Origin of the sequence: Acinetobacter sp. WU_MDCI_Abxb74 (genome assembly GCF_025513915.1) — a bacterium.
Classification (GTDB): Bacteria; Pseudomonadota; Gammaproteobacteria; order Pseudomonadales; family Moraxellaceae; genus Acinetobacter; species Acinetobacter calcoaceticus_C.
In genome coordinates this window covers 48,630-67,467 of sequence record NZ_JAHPRP010000009.1, presented here as the reverse complement: position 1 = coordinate 67,467, position 18,838 = coordinate 48,630, and the positions used below count along the sequence as shown (strand labels likewise).

Here is an 18,838-nt window from a genome sequence, read left to right as displayed (position 1 = left end):
AACCCATGGCGTACATTTATCAATATTTTGAAACTTTTCTCAATGATCAAAGCTTCCTATTTTCGTACCATTATTAGATCGTCATTTAAATAGAAAACCGCCATAATAAGACTATTTCACTGCATTTTTATGGGTTAGCTGTAATTGTCTTTTTCTTGTGAGTAAGGTTTGTCCTGTCAAATTTTTATGGGCCCGTGCAAGTGCCGACTGGTCCGAATATCCCAATTGTTCAGCAATTAAAGTTAGGCTTGCATTTTGGTTGAGTAATATTTCACAACGTCTCATGCGCTCTGCATCTAAAATTAATTTAAATGAAGTGTTTAATGACTGTAACTGACGCTGCAAGCTTCGCACTGAAATATTCAACTCGATGGCAATATCTTCTATTTTAGGGGCTTGCTGCCTTTGCTTAAAATATTCATGTACGATCCAATGTATTTGCTGAGCTAAATCTGTATGTATTTTACGCTGAGCTAACGCCTCTTCTGCCTGTTTTACCAAAAGTTGCATTAAAGTCGGGTCTGCATGTTGAGGGCGAATACTTAGTCCCTCACTTGCAAAAGTTAATGCATAGTAAGGTTTTCCAAATGATAATTTGCATTGGAAGAAACGCTGATAGTGCACTAATGGGCCACGTGCGCGGTGTACGAACTCAACTTGTTGCAAAAGAAAATCATGTAATGGCGCAATTTGTTTGGCAAGCTGCACCATAGCCGCCAAGGTCAGTTCACAAAGTATAATATTACTGTCATCAACCAACGGCCAATACAAACGAATTTTAGAAGCGTCTTGTTCAACTTGCATAGGCACAACTTGTTCACCATCAATCACCAGACGATGAAACTTCATGACATATTCGAGCACCTGCGCAAGGCTATCACTTCGGGATGCCATATAACCCAACACACCAAAATTGGCAGGTGTAATACAGGTCGCCATTTCCAATGCTAAATTGGAAACTTGTAATCGAGATTCGGTCAGCTCTAAAAGCTCAAGAAAAAAAGTTAAAGATGATTGAGCATCGATAGATGCAGATAAGATATTTTGAACTTGGCGAGCTTGTGCTTCAGTTAAGTTTAATGACCGCCAGTCCATCCCCTTTTCTTTTAAATACGTATTCCAAAGGTAAAAATAACCATTTGAAATGGTGAAATCCTGCATGGCTCATCCTTTTTCTAATGCCATCTTGTCGCAAACTGTATAAAAATTGGCAATAACTGTCAAAACAAAGCCGACCAGTCGCGACATACTAGTGAACATGTTAGATGCGAGAAATAAAAATATGAACGCACATGTTGCTTATCAGGTCGAGCCAGTGGTTCGTAAAGATTTAGATTTTCATTTAAACGAAGCACCTCGCTTTTGGTTTAATAATGATCCTTTTTTGACTCGTATGTTCGATGCACTCAGCTTAACCTTTCCAGATGGAGAGCGTTATTTTATTGAATGTGTTCGTATGTTCCGTGACAAAATTGATGATCCAGAACTACAAAGACGAGTTGTGGACTTTATTAAACAAGAAGCTCAGCACGGTATTGCTCATGACAAAATGAATCAAATCATGAAAGAGCAAGGCATGCCAGTTGACCAATTCACGGCCACGCTGAAAAAGATTTTCCGCTTTGAACTGACAAAACGCTCACCGCAATATAACATTGCTATGACTGCTGCTGCCGAACATTTAACAGCCTTAATGGCAGAGACATTTTATAGCCACAGAAAAACATTGGAAAATGCACATCCGTATGTTCGAGCACTGTTTGCATGGCATGCCATTGAAGAAATGGAGCATCGAGATGTTGCTTTTGATGTTATGAAGCAGGTAGGTGAAGTGCCTGAGTCAACACGTCGCTTTGTATTAGTTGCTACAACAGTATTGATGTTTGGTTTTACGCTTTATCGCACCAATGTCATGTTGAAATGTGATGGTTTTAGTTCTAGAGAAAGACTCTTGATGAGCCTTAAGGGTTTACCTTGGTTCTTTGGTAAAAATGGTACTTTAACAGCCATGAAAAGCCAATATCTGGACTGGTTTAAAAAAGACTTCCACCCAAGTCAGCATCCGGTGATTCGCCAATACCCTGTTTGGATTGAAACATTAGAGAAAACAAATGATCCAATTGCGGCTGGTGAAGCATTTTGGCAAGCAGGTTTATAACCTGCTTGTTACCACTTTGCATAATGTTGTTCTAGTAAACCGTATTGCTCATTGCAAGTGATGACATCATTCGTCTCATGTTCAATCGTGCCACTAATTTTAGCTTGCCACTGATTGAACTGACTCCCAATCATTCTTAAGTTAATATTTTCGTATCGACACCAACCAATATGGATTTGTAGATTAAGCTTTTGATCTAGAGAACTAATTTGCCAAAGTTCATCACTTACTTTTTCAAATAGAACATCTGTCAGGGGAAATAAAACCCCATTAATCCATAAACAGTTTTCGTTACCAAAGCTTTCATTAACACCAGAAGCTAAATTTAGGCCAATACGTCTGCCTTGTTCATCCCAGAAATTACATGAAAGCCAAAACCAAGCTGTTTCAGGACGCAAAAAACCGCAAGTATCATCTAAAGATGCAAAAGTCTTTTCATCAAATTGTACAATTTGGTTTTGTTTATTAATAAACATCCCCTCTACACCCAGCGTGGTCTGCTTTTGAGTATAGGTCCAACCATTAATTCCTGTCGGTGTACATAAACTTAATATATCGGTGCCAGCACAAAAAATTCGAGCGCTCAGTTGAATCTCACCATATTTAGTGACTCGAATGTACCGCACACCATTGGCATGCTGAATATCAAACTGATAAGGCGATTTAGAAAAATAGCTTTGGTTAAAAAGCGGCTGTTCATCTAGATTGGTCTTATGTCCCAAAGGCTGAATCGCATTCCACTCAATCACTTGCCCTGTTTCATGGTCATAAATATAGAAAAAACCGTGCCCAACCCAGCCAATATCCGCAATGGCCAGACCAATACTATAGTGTTTATGTTGAATGCCGCAGAATTTAAATTTCTTGTATTTTAATTGCTTACGCCAGCCTTTTAAGACCTTACCATAAGGGGTTTTATAAATATAATGTTGTACATGAATGGTTGACGGTACAGATTCAAAACGCCCATAACGAGGCTGTCCATTTTCTTGAATTAAATCCATTTACCCACTTCCATATGAATATTAGATTTCAAATGACCTATACCACGGTCAAATACGTATTTTCCCAAACTGTTGCAGCAAAATCGCCTTTTATTAAATGAATATAGCGTCCTGCTACACAATCTATTGCTAAGCAATCATCAATATCAATGACTCGATCTGTATGCGCTTTTTGCCACTGCCGATCTATAAATTGTTTACCCAGTTGTTTTGCAATGACTGCATTAGGTGCAACGACAAACTCATAACGATGGAGCTCACCAAATTCATGAGCATTATATCCGCCCAAATTAATTAAATATAACTTTAAGTCATCTGGTTTTGGTGCTGCATCGGTGAAGTGAATTTGATAATTTTGCTCTTGAGATTTTACTCCCGAAAGCTTAGCCCAAGCATCAATATGTAATCCTTGAGCCTCACCAAACCAAGCCTGTTTAAGTTGAGGATAAACTTCTTCTAAAGTATCTCCTACAGCCATGACAACATCATGAACTTCTGTATTTGCGCGGGCATGACGCCCACCTAACATTACCATAAACAGACTTGGCATTTTTATTTCCGCTTACATCTCAACCATTTCTACGCCATCAATGCGTGCAACAGTCATCAAATCTTTATCACCACGACCTGAAACAGTCGCAATAATAATCTGATCTTTAGACATCGTTGGTGCAAGCTTAGAGACGTATGCCATTGCATGCGAGCTTTCAAGCGCAGGAATAATCCCTTCAATTTTGGTTAAATCACGGAAGCCTTGCAGAGCCTCTGTATCATTAATCGGCACGTACTCTACGCGCTTCATATCTTTCAAGAAACTATGCTCAGGACCAACACCCGGATAATCTAACCCAGCAGAGATACTGTGTGTCTCGATAATCTGGCCTTGCTCGTCACTCATCAAGTAAGTACGGTTACCGTGCAACACGCCAACGTGACCTGCATTTAATGGTGCAGAGTGTTTACCAGTTTCAATACCCAAACCAGCTGCTTCAACACCATACATTTTTACATTGGCATCGTTTAAGAATGGATAGAACAAGCCCATTGCATTTGAACCACCACCGACGCAAGCAACCAATGCATCTGGTAAGCGACCTGCTTGCTCCAAGATCTGTTTGCGTGCTTCACGGCCAATAATTGACTGGAAGTCACGTACAAGTTGTGGATATGGGTGAGGACCTGCCACCGTACCAATCACATAGTAAGTACTATCAACATTAGTTACCCAGTCACGCATCGCTTCGTTCATAGCATCTTTAAGCGTTTTTGAGCCACTTTGCACAGGCACAACTGTTGCACCCAATAAACGCATACGATAAACGTTCATGGCTTGACGCTTAACGTCTTCAGCACCCATGTACACTACACATTCAAGACCCAAACGCGCTGCAATTGTTGCAGTTGCCACACCATGTTGCCCAGCACCAGTCTCGGCAATAATACGTTTTTTACCAGAAAGCTTTGCCAATAACGCCTGACCAATCGTGTTGTTTACCTTATGTGAGCCTGTATGGTTCAAGTCTTCACGTTTAAGATAAATTTGGGCACCACCTAACTCTTTTGACCATCGCTCAGCATAATAAAGTGGACTAGGACGACCTACATAGTAGGCGAGATCGCGGTCGAATTCTGCCAGAAACTGTTCATCATTTTTCATGCGGGAATAGAGATTTTCTAAATCTTCCAATGCCGCCATTAGAGTTTCTGACACAAAACGTCCGCCATGGATACCGAAATGCCCTGCAGCATCTGGGTACTGTGTATAGTCAATCACATTGTTTTGCTGATCCACGTTGGACTCCTTGCATAAATCGTTCAATGAGTTGTTGGTCTTTTATACCTTTTGCGGACTCTACGCCTCCGCTCACATCTACTGCAAAAGCACCGGTAGTATGAATAGCGTCAATGACATTGTCAGGAGTTAAACCGCCTGCCAAGATTAAAGGAATATCAAGTTTTGGGAATTTAGACCAGTCAAACTGATGTCCTGTGCCCCCTTTAAGCTCAGGATGCCACGCATCGAGCAATACAGCACTGGCACCAGCCGCCTGATATTTTTGAATTTCAGCAATTACATCTAGTTCAGGTTTAACCTGAATCGCTTTATACCAGCGACGTTTACAATGGCGAGCTATTTCCTGACATTGCTCTGGAGTTTCGTCGCCATGTAGTTGTAATACATCTAGGGGAACACAATCAAGTACATCTTGAATTTCAGTGGCACTTGCATTTACAAACAAACCAACCATTTGTACATAAGGCGGAATTTTTTTTACTAATTCTTGAACCTGTGCAACTGTCACGTGTCTGGGACTTGGCGGAAAAAAAACAAAACCTATCGCATCTGCTCCAGCCGCAACTACTGACTGGACATCTTGAGGGCGAGTAATTCCACAGATTTTTGCTCGTGTGCGCTTTTGGTTTGAGGGGCTCATGATCTGCCTAAACTACAACCATTTCTTAAAATAATGGCCATTGTAATGCAATTTTTGTCCCTTGCGTAAAAGTTCTCTGGGAATTGGGCTAAATGACATTGTATGAAATAAATCGCCACTTTATACTGCGTAAAATTGGAAGCAAGTGTAAGCAATTCATGCTTTAGGGAAGCTGGTGAAAGTCCGGCACTGCCCCCGCAACGGTAACAATGTAAAACATATTTTTTAAGTCGATATCGACTTACACCACTGCAGTTCTGTGGGAAGGTGAATATGTCCATAAATTAACTATGGCGCTGAAGTCCGGAGACCTACTTGTTTCATCTATCTACCCGATCATTCACGTGGGGTGAATGTATGGAGCATGTTATGTCTAAGTCTTTTCAACCTACTCGTCTGGTAGGGGCTATCGCTATTGCGATGGGGTTTTCACCTGTTATTTTTGCTGAAGATACAACCAACGCAACTCAGCTTGATCCAATTGTAGTGACTGCCACTCGTTCAGAAGAAAAAATTAAAAATGTGCCCGCTCGTATCTCAATTATTGAGCCACAGATACTTGAACAATCACCAATCGCAGAGCTACCACATTTACTCATGAGCGATGCCTCTATTGATATGATGCAATATGGTGGTTACGGGCAAGCTGCATCTATCTTTACACGTGGTACAAATTCAACCCATACATTAGTACTTCGTGATGGTGTTCGTTTAAATACAGGTTCTGCTGGTTCTGCATCATTGGCTTTTATTGACACAACAGATATTAAACAAATTGAAGTATTAAAAGGGCCAGCATCTGTTTTATATGGAACAGATGCTATTGGAGGGGTAGTACAACTAATTTCAAAAACACCTGAGAAAACTGGTGCGTTCATCACTGGTGAAATAGGTGAACAAAATACTTATAAATCTGTGGTCGGTGCTGATCTCGCTGAAAATGGCTTCTATGCACAAATTCGTGGACAACGTTTAGAATCTGATGGTACTCAAGTTACAGATTTTAAAAATGCTAATGTAAAAACCGGATCTTATGATCAAAAAGGATTTAGTACAAAAATTGGTGTTGAAAAAGAACAGTACGCCGCCTCTGTAGACTATTCACAAAACCAAGGTAATTCCGTTTATGTCGAATCCATTCAAGACGCCAATTATACTTTACTAGGTTTAAAGAATGTATCTCAAGATTTTAAGAATGAGATCATTAATATTAAAGGTCGTGTAAATATTAACGATAAAGTATCAGTGAATGCACGTTTATCACAATTTAAAGATGACTTAGAACAAAACGAATCACACGATGCTATCTATAACACAACAAAAGAAGCTGAACTTTATAGCAAGTGGCAATTTACACCAAATCAGAATATTTTAGCAGGCGTTGCAACTAAAAATATAAAGTCTAATGTCCTTTCAGGTACTGCTCCCTATGAAGTTGAATATAATAAAGAGGTCGACAGTACAGGCTATTTCGTACAACATCAATATCAATCCAATAAACTCCATACTCAATTAGGTTTACGTGTAGAAGATCACGAAACCTTTGGCACGCATACTGTTGGTCAAGCAGCCGTTCGCTATCAAGTTTTACCTACTACAAGTATTTATACTAATATCGGTACGGCATTCCGCGCCCCAACTAATAATGATCTTTATGCACTTAATTGGGGGGGGAATCCTAATTTAAAGTCTGAAGAAAGTGTTTCTTATGAAATTGGTTTAGATCAAAAAATTACTGATCAGTTAAGTTTAGAATTATCTGCATATCGCAATGAAGTCGATGATTTAATTACATTTGTTACAGATCCAATTACATATGAAGGCAGATTATACAATGTCAAAAAAGCAACCTTTACAGGTGGTGAATTCAATCTAAATTGGGTAAATGATGAATTATTTACTCATCTGTCTTATGCATACGTTCAGCCTAAAGATAAAGAGACAGATCAAGATTTAAGTCGTCGTTCACGTCAAAGTCTGACGCTGACTGCTGGTTTACAAAACGAAGTTTATGGTATAAGCACGTCACTTTCTGCAAAATCTAGACCTAAAAATAGTGCCATCTCAGGCTATGCTACTGTCGATGTGAATGCATTTTGGAATGTGAATCCCAATATAAAACTATTTACAAACATCCAGAATATTGGTGATGTTCAATATGAGACTACAGCTTATGGTAGCGGTTACTATTACATTAATGGTGGTCGCCAAGCTTCTGTTGGCGTAACTTTCCGTTATTAATTTTTCACTCCAACTATAAAAATATTTTCTTAACTCCAGTTTCGGGGTAATGTTCTGACCGACATTATCCCCTTTTTTATGTTCAGGATATCCATCATGGGACACCGTTTAAGCAAAATCTATACACGCACAGGCGACTCAGGCACAACAGGTTTAGGCGATGGCTCTCGTGTTGCCAAAGACGATTTACGAATTGTAGCACTTGGTGATGTCGATGAACTGAATGCTATTATTGGGGTACTTCGTGCTCAAATCACTGCAAGTCAAGTAATAGACAAAGCAAATTGGGATAAGAGTCTAAGCTTAGTTCAACATTGGTTATTTGACTTAGGTGGAGAGGTTTGTATTCCAAACTACAATTTACTTCAGCCTGTTTGCATTGAATTTCTTGAAAAAGAAATTGACCGTATGAATGAAGACTTACCCATGCTGAAAGAGTTTATTCTACCATCAGGCTCTTTAACTTGCAGTTACGCCCATCAGGCGCGTGCTGTTTGCCGCCGTGCAGAACGATCTCTGCTGTCGGTACAAATACGCGACCAGAATATTCAAACCACGGCGCTCCAACTTCTAAACCGTCTTTCTGACTGGTTATTTGTCGCATCGCGTGCTTTACAACGTGCTGAGGGTGGACAAGAAGTGCTTTGGCAAAAAAATATTAATGAGATTATTTAAAAATAGATTAGATTAAGAATAGTCTTTGTTCTTTTGAAGGACCATTCTTAAAAATACTTGATAGAAGAAAATTATGCGCATTATTGGTCATCGTGGTGCACGCAAAGAAACTCCTGAAAACACGCTAGGTGGTTTTCAACACTTAAAAAAATTAGGTATTCGTGGTGTCGAATTTGATATTCGTCAGCTTCAAGATCAAGAATTAGTTGTTATCCATGATGACAACTTTTTACGTACTGCGGGAATAGATCAAATTGTTGAGCAATCGAGTTTGGCTCAAGCATTATCATTTGATCATCGTCAAAACTGGCCCAACTGGCCAAGTGCAGAGCCGACACCTACACTGACGGGCGTTTTAAACTTACTTGATAACTTTGAGCATATTGAAGTTGAAGTAAAAGCTGTAAGAGACATGGCTTTAGCAGAAAAACTCGTTCAAAAGCTTGAGACTGAATTGCAGGGTTTTGAGAAAATCGTAACAATCACAAGTTTCGATCTTCAAATTCTAACTGCCTTACGCGATATAAAATCTCAATTTAAACGAGGCTTATTAGTTGAACTTCCAGTGGGTGCAATCGCAATTGAGCTTGCGCATCAATATGGCTGTGGTCACATTGGCTGGCACGATCAACTCGCAACAGATGAAATGATTCAGCTTTCACAACAGGCTGGCTTGAACATTAGTGTCTGGACAGTGAATGATGTAGAACGAGCTAAATCTTTACGAGATTTAGATGTACAAGGGCTAATTACAGATATTCCAACAACCATGTTACAAGCGCTTTAGATATGAAAAAGGTGGTTTTACCACCTTTTTTATTATTTCTTTTGTGCCTGAATCAATCGCTGACCGCTTTGGTCAAGCAAATAGAGTGTATTGCCTACCAACTGAAATTTTTGAATGCGCTGTAAAGAATCAATCAATTCTGCTTCTTGAGCCAATGCACCATCACAACTTGAATGTCCTGCATTGACCTGCATATCAAGTTTTTGCTGAATAAAATCAAATGCATATCGTCCGAACACTCCATTACATCCCGTATGGCCTGATACTGTTTTGACAGCAGAATTTAAAGAAAGAACTGGCCATTGGTTAAAAAACTTGGCCTTGTGACCATTAATCTGGGTAATTTGCCAATCAATATCTTGAATGCCATCAGGACTCACTCTCTTTTTTACAACAGGGGGTTGAACATGATGAACTGTTTTTTTTGTTTGAACTGTTTTTGTATTTTGATTGGGCGCACTTTGACATGCTGCTAATACAAGACTGATTGTGACCAAGATACACTTCAATGATAATTTTCTTGCAATATCAATGCCGTTCTTTTTTTTCAATCGTTGTACGTTCATTAAACAACTTCTCCTACTTGAAAAACTCTGTGACATAGTTTAAATCTGTTACCGTTCTTTCAATACATCTGTACAATAATGTTAGTGATTCTCACTAAGCACGTGCTAATATGAAGGATAGAATAGCAATATATCTTGATGATTGGTTTTGCTATGTCGTTTTGTCTTTGTACCTTGTCTGACAAGGTTTCTAGGAGCGCTGCCGGATATGACTTCCGCCCCACTCAAAGCCCCAATTAACTGGACCGCTAGCATTACCTTAATTGGTTTACCAATTCTTGCTGCAATCATAATCCCGATTTATGCGTATTATTATGATTTTAGTGTAAGCGCATGGGTAAGCTTATTTTTTCTTTTAGCTCTAAGTAGTATGGGGATTACTGCTGGTTATCACCGCCTGTGGGCTCACCGAGCTTATGAAGCGTCGTTACCACTTAAAATTCTTTTAATGATTGGTGGAACATTTGCCGTGCAAAATAGTATTTTGTTCTGGGCATCTGGTCACCGTACACACCATCGACATGTTGATCATGTTGATGAAGATCCATATTCAATTAAGCGTGGTTTTTGGTATGCCCATATGGGTTGGATGATCCGCGATCATTCACCATCTGAGCCAGATTTTAAAAACGCGCCAGACTTATTGAACGATAAACTGGTGATGTTTCAACATAAGTACTATGGTTTACTCGTAGTTGCAGTTCATGTTGGAATTTTAGGCTTAATTGGTTGGGCAACTGGTGATTTGTGGGGTGTAGTCCTCATAGGTGGCCTATTGCGATTAATCATTAGCCATCAAGTCACTTTCTTTATTAACTCGCTTTGCCACATGTGGGGTAACCGTCCTTATACAGACGAAAACACTGCACGTGATAATTTCTGGTTAGCGATTGCTACTTGGGGCGAGGGTTACCACAACTATCACCATATCTTCCAGTACGACTATCGTAATGGCGTGAAATGGTGGCAATATGACCCAACTAAATGGTTGATCTGGTCATGTTCGAAACTTGGTTTAGCTAAAAATTTACGTCGTATTCCAAGCTTTAATATTAAAAAAGCAGAATTAGCGATGAAGTTCAAATATGCTGAACAAGACCTTGCTATTTATGGTCATGATGTAAATGCTGACATTAGTCAAATGAAGCAACGTATTGCACAAGAATACGAAGCATTTACCCATACTTTAAATGATTGGGCAAAACTTAAAGAACAAGAGTTACAAGTGAAAAAAGCAGCAATGGCTGAAAAGATTCATAGAATGGATCACAAGCTTAAAGTTGATTTCCAATTGCTTGAACACCGTTTAAGTCATCATCGTGAGTGTTTAGAAACTTTAATGCGTAACATTAAAAAGAACACTAACGTAGTATCAGACTAGAATAAGTTCTTATCTAAAATAGCTCTTTCGGGAGCTATTTTTATGCCCGCTTTTTAACTATGGTATAGTTAAATCTGCTTTCTCTATTTTGCCAAGCCCATGCAATTTAACCCGCTCTATCCTTCACTTCCGTCTAAATTATTCCATGTTCAGCAGCCATCGCCTTTACGTGGTGCAAAAGCGGGCCATTTCAATACCGCTTTGGCAGATGAACTACAATGGTCAGAAGACGAAAAAAATGCATGGGTTGAAATCTGTAGCGGACAGCGCACTTTCTCTGAGTTCCCTTCTCTGGCTATGGTCTATGCTGGCCACCAATTTGGACAATGGGCTGGTCAACTTGGCGATGGCCGCGGCTTACTCATCGCTCAGATACTAAATACAAAAGGTCAAACTATAGACTTACACCTTAAAGGTGCAGGTCCGACGCCCTATTCAAGAATGGGAGATGGCCGCGCAGTGTTGCGTTCTGTCGTTCGTGAATATTTAGCTGGGCATGCTTTAAATGCTTTAGGAGTGGCTTCTAGTCACGCAGTAGGATTTACAAGCTCAGCTCAAGGCGTACAGCGTGAAAAACTAGAACCAGGAGCAATGCTACTCAGAACGTCTGAATGTCATATCCGTTTAGGGCATTTTGAGTGGATTAATCAATACGCTCCAGAGTTGCTGCCAGAATTTACTCAAAAATGTATTGAATGGCACTATCCAGAATGCCAAGAAGTAGAACAACCAATTTTAGCATTTGCCAAAGCAGTTATTAGAAATACGGCAATCATGATCGCAAAATGGCAGTTGGTTGGATTTGCTCATGGTGTGATGAATACAGACAATCTTAACATTACTGGTTCTACACTCGATTTTGGTCCATATGGCTTTATGGAGCGCTTCCGTCCGAACTGGATCAATAACCACTCGGATTATCAAGGCCGTTATACTTACCAAAATCAACCAAGTATAGGTCATTGGAATTTATGGACGTGGTTAAACAACTTAATCCCTCTCGCTGAGCCTGAACAAAAGGATCAGTTCAAAGAAGAGTTAGCGCGTTGCTTAGAACAATTTGAACCAACCTTCATGGAACATTACACAACTGGTTTATGTCAAAAAATGGGAGTTCCCCATTTTCATAAAGACAGTCTTGATTGTAGTTTTAGTTTTTTAAAAATCTTACAAACTGAACAACTCGATTACACTCAGAGCTTTATCCGACTTCAAAATAAAGAATATAAAACTCTACGAGATGATTGCCTTGATATTCGACAGTTTGATGAGTTTCTTAACCAATATCAAAGCATTCGTGAACATCAAGATACCGATGAACTTGATGTAAATATGCAACAAGCTAATCCAGTCTATATTTTGCGTAATCACATGGCTCAACGTGCTATTGATGCGGCAGAACGAGATGATTTTAGCGAAGTAGATCGTTTATTCAAGCTACTTAACCAGCCCTATACCAGACAGCAAGATTTAGAAAAACCAGAAGATCTCGGCCCTTTACCAAGTGACGTACCAGATGTAGCGGTAAGTTGCTCTTCTTAATCCTTTAAGAACTAAGACTCTCTTAATAGGGTTCTCTTAAGCTGCTTTAATGGTAGTTTAAGAGAGTTCCTTAAACACCAAAGAATAATATATGAAAATTAAACCTATCATTATTTGTACGCTTCTGATGATTCCATTGGGAATCGCCTTTTATAATTATGAAAAATATTTACCGACTTTTACATCATCCCATAAAGCTCTTTCAACAGAGGAAATATTAGAACTGATCAACACAAAGCCCGTCACCTCAATTGAAGTATTTAAAAATCAACGCATACTTCTACTTAAAAATAATAACGAGGTGATTCGTCGTTATCCTATTCGTCTAGGCTTTAATCCTAAAGGACATAAGCACTTTGAAAATGATGGTAAAACTCCTGAAGGGGTTTACTCTATAGACTGGCGAAACTCACAAAGTGCATATTATAAATCTTTGCATATTTCCTATCCCGATGCGAAAGATATTGCTTATGCCAAGCAACATAATCAACCAACTGGTGGAGATATCATGATTCATGGATCAGTTCCAAAATCATTTTTATCTATGCCTTTTAGCTCGACTTATATGCCACATAAGGATTGGACACTAGGATGTATCGCCGTTAAAAATGCGGATATAGATGAGATTTGGCAATTAGTACTGAATCAGACAAAGATTATAATTTATCCATAAAATCTTTAAAACTATCCACATTTTCTGTGGATAACATTGTGGTTATCCACAGAATAACTTTTGTGAGTGCTTATTCTTCTGGGTATTCGAAGCGGTAACCTACACCGTAAACTGCTTGAATCCACTCATGGCGGTTACCAGTTTCAGCCGCTTCACTAATTTTTCGACGCAAGTTTTTGATATGACTGTCAATCACACGATCGGCAACGTCAAAACTATCTGGATTAATATGATCCAATAATTGTGCACGTGAATAGACTTGTCCAACATGCTCTAAAAATAGCTCAAGTAAACGAAATTCGGTTGGCGTTAAGCTCAACGATTTTTGTTGATACCAAATTCTTTGCTGTGCTTTATCAATTCGGAAAGAATCATTTTGTTCAGGCTCTGCCTTACGTTCTAAACGGCGTAAAACGGCCTGTACGCGAGCAACCAACTCTTTTGGGCTAAACGGTTTACATACATAGTCATCAGCGCCCATATTCAGCCCCAAGACGCGGTCGATTTCTTCGGTACGGGCAGTCACCATAATAATCGGTAAATCTGACTGTTCACGAACCTTACGGCAAATGGTCAAACCATCCATTCGTGGAACCATTAAGTCCAGAACCATTAAATTAGGTTTACGTTGCTGGAAACTCGCATAGGCATCTTGACCATCATGAAACATACTTACTTCAAAACCGGCAGCTTCAAGATAATCACGCACCAAATGCGCTAATTCGACTTCATCTTCAACCAACATCACATGTTTCATGAGATATTTTTCCTTTTATATTTAACTCTGCTTTTTAAAAGTGAGTACACAACGTAAACCACCTAATGGTGAATGTTCAAAACTGAGTGTACCACCAAGCGCTTGCGCAATTTTACAAGACAAAGCCAAGCCTAGCCCTGTTCCACCTGTACTACGCGTACGCGAATCATCGACGCGATAGAATCGTTCACCTAAACGCGATAACTGCTCATCATTTAAACCAAATGGACTGTCATCCACATACAAAGTCCACTCCTGTGGATTTTGAGCTGTATGAATATGAATTTTGCCACCTGTTTCTGTGTAACGAATACTATTACTAATTAAATTAACAATAATCTGTTTAAACCGATCACGATCTAATAATAGCGGAGAACTTGTTCCTTCAACTTGAATTTCGAGACCAGCTTGCTCAAGTTTCGGTTTAAAGTTCTCAACCTCTTGTAATACAACTTCCCACGGATTAACAGAACTCAAATAACACTTAAGCTGCTGGGCATCTGCCTGTGCCAAGTCTGCAAGGTCTTGGGTCAATTTTTTCAGACTTGAAACCTGACGCATCATCGCCTCCAGATGTTCAGGCGTTGCTTTTCGAATACCGTCTTGCATCGCTTCAATTTGTGCTTGCAATACAGCCAATGGCGTTTTTAATTCATGGGAAGTATCCGCCACCCATTGACGACGTGATTCTTCATGCCGATGTAAAATCTCTGCCAAATGGTTCAATTGGGTAGATAAATCACCTAATTCGTCATTTCGCTTAATAACAACTTGATGCTGATAATTTCCTTTCGTTAATTCATTTGTCGCATTTAATAAACGCTGAATCGGTTTCTTAAAATAAGTCGCCATCAATAGCGCTGCAACTAAACTTGAAAGCAAGGTTAAAGCATAAATTAAGAGTAAATAACGCTTTTGATTACTAAAGAAATTAATACTCAAAGCATCTTCTTTATCTAAAACAGGTTTTAAGCCCAAATATCCCACGACTTGATTGTTTAAGATAATCGGGCGAAACGACATCTGATCTGAAGAAGGCGGTTCACCCACCACAAACTGGTGATTTGCATCATATAAAGATAAGCGAGAACTTAAACCTAAACGGTCAGGCAAAGCAATAAATCGCTTCTTACCATTTTGAGTTTCAATATCTTTTAAGCTGCCCTTCTTTGACTTATTTTTATCATCACTTGGCCGAAACTGATTTGCACTTAATGGGAATCTTAATCCTTCAAATGGTTGATATTGAGAAGGTAAATTTTGCTCAAGTGTTTTTAACTCTTCATCACTAAAAATAGTATTTTTATTTGTCGGCGTAACTTGAGGTGAAATATTGATGAGGGCATGTTCATCGAAAGAATGCTGTTGTATCGCAATATCATATTGTCGACGAAGCCACCACTGCGAGAGACGATCATAATCATCTGGAGCTGCGGTCCCTTCAATTTGTAAAATTTGTGCCTGAATCGCATTCCCCCAATCATGGTACACCGTATAGACATCGCCAAGATTGGTAATGAGGCGATCGAGCTTTTGCATTTCAACGTCGGCTACATATTTGGCGAAGTTCTTTTGCATTGTCCAGTGCAAAACACTCAAGCTTGCAGTCGCAATAAGCAATGTGGTGAGCAAGACTGTTAAAAATAACCGTAATGCAATGGGAACACGTAGAACGTTCAAAAGCACTCTCTCATTTTTACGCTAAAGGGGGGTCTGCTGGTACTTCATTTGATAATTGTGACGAAGGCTATTTTTCTTGTATTTCTAGGCAAGAGATACGCAGCTTAGTGATCTAAGCAAGTAACTCTTAACGACGAAATGCTGAAAAATAGTCCCGTCCTGAAAGGTTATGGCTAAAACTGCCATAATCTTCGTTATGAAGCTTGCCAAGGACATTTCATTGCCTGTGCTTCATGCCTTATGTGGTTTTAGCCTATAACACAATTCATAAAATGAACTACCAACAGACCCTAACATTGTAACCAACAACGAAAAGAAAAACTCTCCATTGTTTCTACATCTTTATTATCTAATCTTTAAGCCATCTTAAAACACAACATTAAAAGGCTTTAAATATGAAAATGACGGCAAAAATTGCATTATTCAGTGCGGCAATTGTAACTATGGGAAGTTTAGCGGCTTGTCAATCAACGACTCAACCACAAAAACCAGAACATCGCATGATGCAAGATGGCCCACGTGAGGGTCACCATCGTATGAAGCACCGCGAATTCACACCTGAACAAAAAGCAGCATGGGAACAACACCGTTCAGAACGTAAAGCTCGCTTTGAACAAATCCAAAAAGCATGTGATGGCAAGGCGAATGGACAGAATATAAATGTGCAAGTTGGCGATAAAACAATTGAAGGTACCTGTAACCTTCGTTTTGAACCAAAACGCCCTCAACCACCAGTTAACGCCCCTGCTCCAACATCAGCTCAAGCAAAATAATTCTAAAAACCATACAAAAAAGGCGCCAATCGGCGCCTTTTGTTTATACATAACTATTTACGATTTTGACTATTTGTATCATATAAACATAACCAAAAGTGTTTACACTCAAAGCACTTAGCTAGTTTAAGCATTTTTTTCTTGACTTTGCAGTCACAAAGTAAAGGTCCTGAGGTGCTTGTGCAGTTATGCAAGTTGTTGCACGATGTAATAGTCCAAGGTGCCTGATGGCACATTATCATAGATTAAGATTATAACTCTGGTTTCACCAGTATTGAGGAACCCGATATGCCACAATACAAAGCGCCCTTACGTGATATGCAATTCGTTTTGCATGAATTATTAAATGCTGAAGAACACTATGCAAAATTACCTGATTTCCAAGGTAACGTAAGCCGTGAATTGGTTGATCAATATTTAGAAGCTGCGGCAGACTTTTGTGAAAATGAACTTTCTCCTTTAAACCAAGTTGGCGACCGCGAAGGTTGTACTTGGAATGATGGTGTAGTTACCACTCCAACAGGCTTTAAAGAAGCTTATCAAAAATATATTGAACTTGGCTTTCCGTCTTTATCAGCAGAAGAACAATACGGTGGTCAGGCTTTACCTAACTCTCTAGGTATTGCAATTTCTGAAATGGTTGGTACAGCAAACTGGTCTTGGGGTATGTACCCTGGCTTGTCTCATGGTGCTGTACGTACATTAGAACATCATGGTTCTGATGAACAGAAAGATATTTATTTACCAAACCTTGTTTCAGGTGTCTGGACAGGTACGATGTGCTTAACTGAATCTCATGCAGGTTCGGACTTAGGTATTATCCGCTCTAAAGCAGAACCAAATGCTGACGGTAGCTATGCAATTTCTGGCGAGAAAATCTTTATCTCTGCTGGTGAACACGACATGGCTGAGAACATCATTCATATCGTTCTTGCACGTTTACCAGGTGCGCCAAAAGGCACTAAAGGTATCTCATTATTCATCGTTCCTAAATTCCATGTAAATGCAGATGGAACTGTGGGCGAGCGTAATGCGGTACGTTGTGGTTCTATCGAACACAAAATGGGTATTCATGGTAACGCGACTTGTGTCATCAACTTTGACCAAGCAAAAGGTTATTTGATTGGACCTGAAAACCGTGGTTTGAATTGTATGTTCACCTTCATGAACACAGCACGTATTGGTACTGCTGTTCAAGGTTTAGCAGCTTCTGAATCATCTTTCCAAGGTGCGTTAACTTACGCGAAAGAACGTTTAGCAATGCGTTCACTTTCTGGTCCGAAAGCTCCAGAAAAAGATGCAGATCCAATTATTGTTCACCCTGCTGTTCGTAACATGCTTCTAACTCAAAAAGCATTTGCTGAAGGTGGCCGTGCGCTTGTTTACTTACTTGCTCAATACGCTGACATCGTTGAAAAAGGCGAAACAGAAGAAGAGCGTAAGTTTGCTGACAACATCTTGTCTTTACTGACTCCAATTGCAAAAGCATTCTTAACTGAAACTGGTTCTGAATCTGCTAAGCACGGTGTTCAAGTCTTCGGTGGTCATGGTTTCATTTCTGAGCATGGCATGGAACAAATCGTACGTGATACACGTATTGCTTGCTTGTATGAAGGTACAACTGAAATTCAGGCACTTGATTTGTTAGGTCGTAAAGTATTGCAAACTCAAGGTGCAATGCTGAAAGACTTTACCAAAATGGTTCACAAATTTGTTGAAGCAAACAAAGACAACGCTGCCATGAAAGAATTTGTTGAGCCGCTTACAGCGCTTAACAAAGAATGGGGCGATCTCACCATGCAAATTGGTATGCGTGCAATGCAAAACCCAGATGAAGTAGGTGCTGCTGCTGTAGATTACCTCTACTTCTCAGGTTATATCACTTTAGCGTACCTATGGGCTCGTATGGCACTTGTTGCACAAGAGAAATTAGCAGAAGGTACTAGCGAAGTTGATTTCTACAATGCAAAAGTAACAACTGCTCGATTCTACTTCAAAAAAATCTTGCCACGTGTTCGCTCACATGTCGATGTGATTGCGGGTGGTCTCGATCCATTAATGTCATTAGATGCTGAACATTTCGCTTTCTAACCATAGTTAGTTGCGATATGCAATGTTAAAAAACGAAAAAGGACTGCTCAGTTTTGACGGTCCTTTTTTTATAAA

General features: G+C 39.6%; 17 protein-coding genes and 1 riboswitch. Of the genes, 9 read left to right on the top strand and 8 right to left on the bottom strand.

Annotated features, from left to right (window positions below; translation table 11 throughout):
* Positions 1-111 precede the first annotated feature (111 nt).
* A complete protein-coding gene (locus tag KTH84_RS14650) occupies positions 112-1,161 on the bottom strand; it encodes an AraC family transcriptional regulator (RefSeq protein WP_262473840.1) in 1,050 nt (349 codons plus the stop codon).
* Positions 1,162-1,282: 121 nt separating this feature from the next.
* Between KTH84_RS14650 and KTH84_RS14645 the strand changes: the two genes are divergently transcribed.
* On the top strand, positions 1,283-2,158 hold the full coding sequence (locus KTH84_RS14645) for a metal-dependent hydrolase (protein WP_262473837.1): 876 nt from the start codon (positions 1,283-1,285) through the stop codon (positions 2,156-2,158).
* 8 nt (positions 2,159-2,166) lie between these two features.
* Here KTH84_RS14645 and KTH84_RS14640 read toward each other — a convergent pair whose 3' ends face one another.
* From KTH84_RS14640 to KTH84_RS14625, 4 genes are read right to left on the bottom strand one after another with little or no spacing between them, the layout of a single operon-like run.
* Entirely contained in the window at positions 2,167-3,162 is a 996-nt protein-coding gene (locus KTH84_RS14640) for a DUF2804 domain-containing protein (protein ID WP_262473834.1), read from the bottom strand.
* A 37-nt stretch (positions 3,163-3,199) separates the two neighbouring features.
* Entirely contained in the window at positions 3,200-3,712 is a 513-nt protein-coding gene (locus KTH84_RS14635; RefSeq protein ID WP_262473833.1) for a DUF1543 domain-containing protein, read from the bottom strand.
* Positions 3,713-3,724: 12 nt separating this feature from the next.
* Positions 3,725-4,954, bottom strand: a complete 1,230-nt coding sequence (trpB, locus tag KTH84_RS14630) for a tryptophan synthase subunit beta (RefSeq protein ID WP_042897516.1) — start codon at positions 4,952-4,954, stop codon at positions 3,725-3,727.
* Entirely contained in the window at positions 4,929-5,597 is a 669-nt protein-coding gene (locus KTH84_RS14625; RefSeq protein WP_262473830.1) for a phosphoribosylanthranilate isomerase, read from the bottom strand. Before KTH84_RS14625 ends, trpB begins: the two co-directional genes overlap by 26 nt.
* A 126-nt stretch (positions 5,598-5,723) precedes the next feature.
* A riboswitch (cobalamin riboswitch) is annotated at positions 5,724-5,931 on the top strand.
* A gap of 35 nt (positions 5,932-5,966) precedes the next feature.
* Here KTH84_RS14625 and KTH84_RS14620 point away from each other — a divergent pair.
* From KTH84_RS14620 to KTH84_RS14610, 3 genes are all read left to right on the top strand, one after another.
* Positions 5,967-7,838 carry a TonB-dependent receptor plug domain-containing protein gene (locus KTH84_RS14620; protein WP_262473828.1) on the top strand — a complete coding sequence of 624 codons (1,872 nt, stop codon included), beginning with the start codon at positions 5,967-5,969 and terminating at the stop codon, positions 7,836-7,838.
* A gap of 96 nt (positions 7,839-7,934) precedes the next feature.
* Positions 7,935-8,513 (top strand): cob(I)yrinic acid a,c-diamide adenosyltransferase, encoded by a 579-nt coding sequence (locus KTH84_RS14615; protein WP_262473826.1) that lies wholly within the window; start codon positions 7,935-7,937, stop codon positions 8,511-8,513.
* 73 nt (positions 8,514-8,586) lie between these two features.
* Entirely contained in the window at positions 8,587-9,300 is a 714-nt protein-coding gene (locus tag KTH84_RS14610; RefSeq protein ID WP_262473824.1) for a glycerophosphodiester phosphodiesterase, read from the top strand.
* Between the two features lie 32 nt (positions 9,301-9,332).
* Here KTH84_RS14610 and KTH84_RS14605 read toward each other — a convergent pair whose 3' ends face one another.
* Positions 9,333-9,866, bottom strand: a complete 534-nt coding sequence (locus tag KTH84_RS14605) for an META domain-containing protein (RefSeq protein WP_262473823.1) — start codon at positions 9,864-9,866, stop codon at positions 9,333-9,335.
* A gap of 208 nt (positions 9,867-10,074) precedes the next feature.
* On the opposite strand from KTH84_RS14605, the gene KTH84_RS14600 reads away from it, so the two are divergent.
* From KTH84_RS14600 to KTH84_RS14590, 3 genes are all read left to right on the top strand, one after another.
* Positions 10,075-11,247 carry an acyl-CoA desaturase gene (locus KTH84_RS14600; protein ID WP_042897523.1) on the top strand — a complete coding sequence of 391 codons (1,173 nt, stop codon included), beginning with the start codon at positions 10,075-10,077 and terminating at the stop codon, positions 11,245-11,247.
* Positions 11,248-11,346: 99 nt separating this feature from the next.
* Positions 11,347-12,789, top strand: coding sequence for a protein adenylyltransferase SelO (locus KTH84_RS14595; protein WP_262473822.1), 1,443 nt, complete (start codon positions 11,347-11,349; stop codon positions 12,787-12,789).
* Between the two features lie 91 nt (positions 12,790-12,880).
* Positions 12,881-13,462, top strand: a complete 582-nt coding sequence (locus KTH84_RS14590; protein WP_262473820.1) for a murein L,D-transpeptidase family protein — start codon at positions 12,881-12,883, stop codon at positions 13,460-13,462.
* A gap of 70 nt (positions 13,463-13,532) precedes the next feature.
* On the opposite strand, the gene KTH84_RS14585 is transcribed toward KTH84_RS14590, so the two are convergent.
* A complete protein-coding gene (locus KTH84_RS14585) occupies positions 13,533-14,219 on the bottom strand; it encodes a response regulator (protein ID WP_003655179.1) in 687 nt (228 codons plus the stop codon).
* 21 nt (positions 14,220-14,240) lie between these two features.
* Positions 14,241-15,899 (bottom strand): sensor histidine kinase efflux regulator BaeS, encoded by a 1,659-nt coding sequence (gene baeS, locus KTH84_RS14580; RefSeq protein ID WP_042897527.1) that lies wholly within the window; start codon positions 15,897-15,899, stop codon positions 14,241-14,243.
* A 395-nt stretch (positions 15,900-16,294) separates the two neighbouring features.
* On the opposite strand from baeS, the gene KTH84_RS14575 reads away from it, so the two are divergent.
* Together KTH84_RS14575 and KTH84_RS14570 are read left to right on the top strand one after the other, a co-directional pair.
* A complete protein-coding gene (locus KTH84_RS14575; protein ID WP_262473818.1) occupies positions 16,295-16,672 on the top strand; it encodes a hypothetical protein in 378 nt (125 codons plus the stop codon).
* A 288-nt stretch (positions 16,673-16,960) separates the two neighbouring features.
* Positions 16,961-18,763 carry an acyl-CoA dehydrogenase C-terminal domain-containing protein gene (locus tag KTH84_RS14570; RefSeq protein WP_262473817.1) on the top strand — a complete coding sequence of 601 codons (1,803 nt, stop codon included), beginning with the start codon at positions 16,961-16,963 and terminating at the stop codon, positions 18,761-18,763.
* Positions 18,764-18,838: the final 75 nt, after the last annotated feature.

Bases quoted from the DNA above. Each gene is read 5' to 3' on its own strand.
- KTH84_RS14640 (WP_262473834.1), bottom strand. From the start codon at position 3,162: ATGGATTTAATTCAAGAAAATGGACAGCCTCGTTATGGGCGTTTTGAA.
- KTH84_RS14590 (WP_262473820.1), top strand. From the start codon at position 12,881: ATGAAAATTAAACCTATCATTATTTGTACGCTTCTGATGATTCCATTG.
- KTH84_RS14605 (WP_262473823.1), bottom strand. From the start codon at position 9,866: ATGAACGTACAACGATTGAAAAAAAAGAACGGCATTGATATTGCAAGA.
- KTH84_RS14625 (WP_262473830.1), bottom strand. From the start codon at position 5,597: ATGAGCCCCTCAAACCAAAAGCGCACACGAGCAAAAATCTGTGGAATT.
- KTH84_RS14645 (WP_262473837.1), top strand. From the start codon at position 1,283: ATGAACGCACATGTTGCTTATCAGGTCGAGCCAGTGGTTCGTAAAGAT.
- KTH84_RS14635 (WP_262473833.1), bottom strand. From the start codon at position 3,712: ATGCCAAGTCTGTTTATGGTAATGTTAGGTGGGCGTCATGCCCGCGCA.
- KTH84_RS14615 (WP_262473826.1), top strand. From the start codon at position 7,935: ATGGGACACCGTTTAAGCAAAATCTATACACGCACAGGCGACTCAGGC.
- KTH84_RS14570 (WP_262473817.1), top strand. From the start codon at position 16,961: ATGCCACAATACAAAGCGCCCTTACGTGATATGCAATTCGTTTTGCAT.
- KTH84_RS14585 (WP_003655179.1), bottom strand. From the start codon at position 14,219: ATGAAACATGTGATGTTGGTTGAAGATGAAGTCGAATTAGCGCATTTG.
- KTH84_RS14575 (WP_262473818.1), top strand. From the start codon at position 16,295: ATGAAAATGACGGCAAAAATTGCATTATTCAGTGCGGCAATTGTAACT.
- KTH84_RS14610 (WP_262473824.1), top strand. From the start codon at position 8,587: ATGCGCATTATTGGTCATCGTGGTGCACGCAAAGAAACTCCTGAAAAC.
- KTH84_RS14595 (WP_262473822.1), top strand. From the start codon at position 11,347: ATGCAATTTAACCCGCTCTATCCTTCACTTCCGTCTAAATTATTCCAT.
- KTH84_RS14650 (WP_262473840.1), bottom strand. From the start codon at position 1,161: ATGCAGGATTTCACCATTTCAAATGGTTATTTTTACCTTTGGAATACG.
- KTH84_RS14600 (WP_042897523.1), top strand. From the start codon at position 10,075: ATGACTTCCGCCCCACTCAAAGCCCCAATTAACTGGACCGCTAGCATT.
- KTH84_RS14620 (WP_262473828.1), top strand. From the start codon at position 5,967: ATGTCTAAGTCTTTTCAACCTACTCGTCTGGTAGGGGCTATCGCTATT.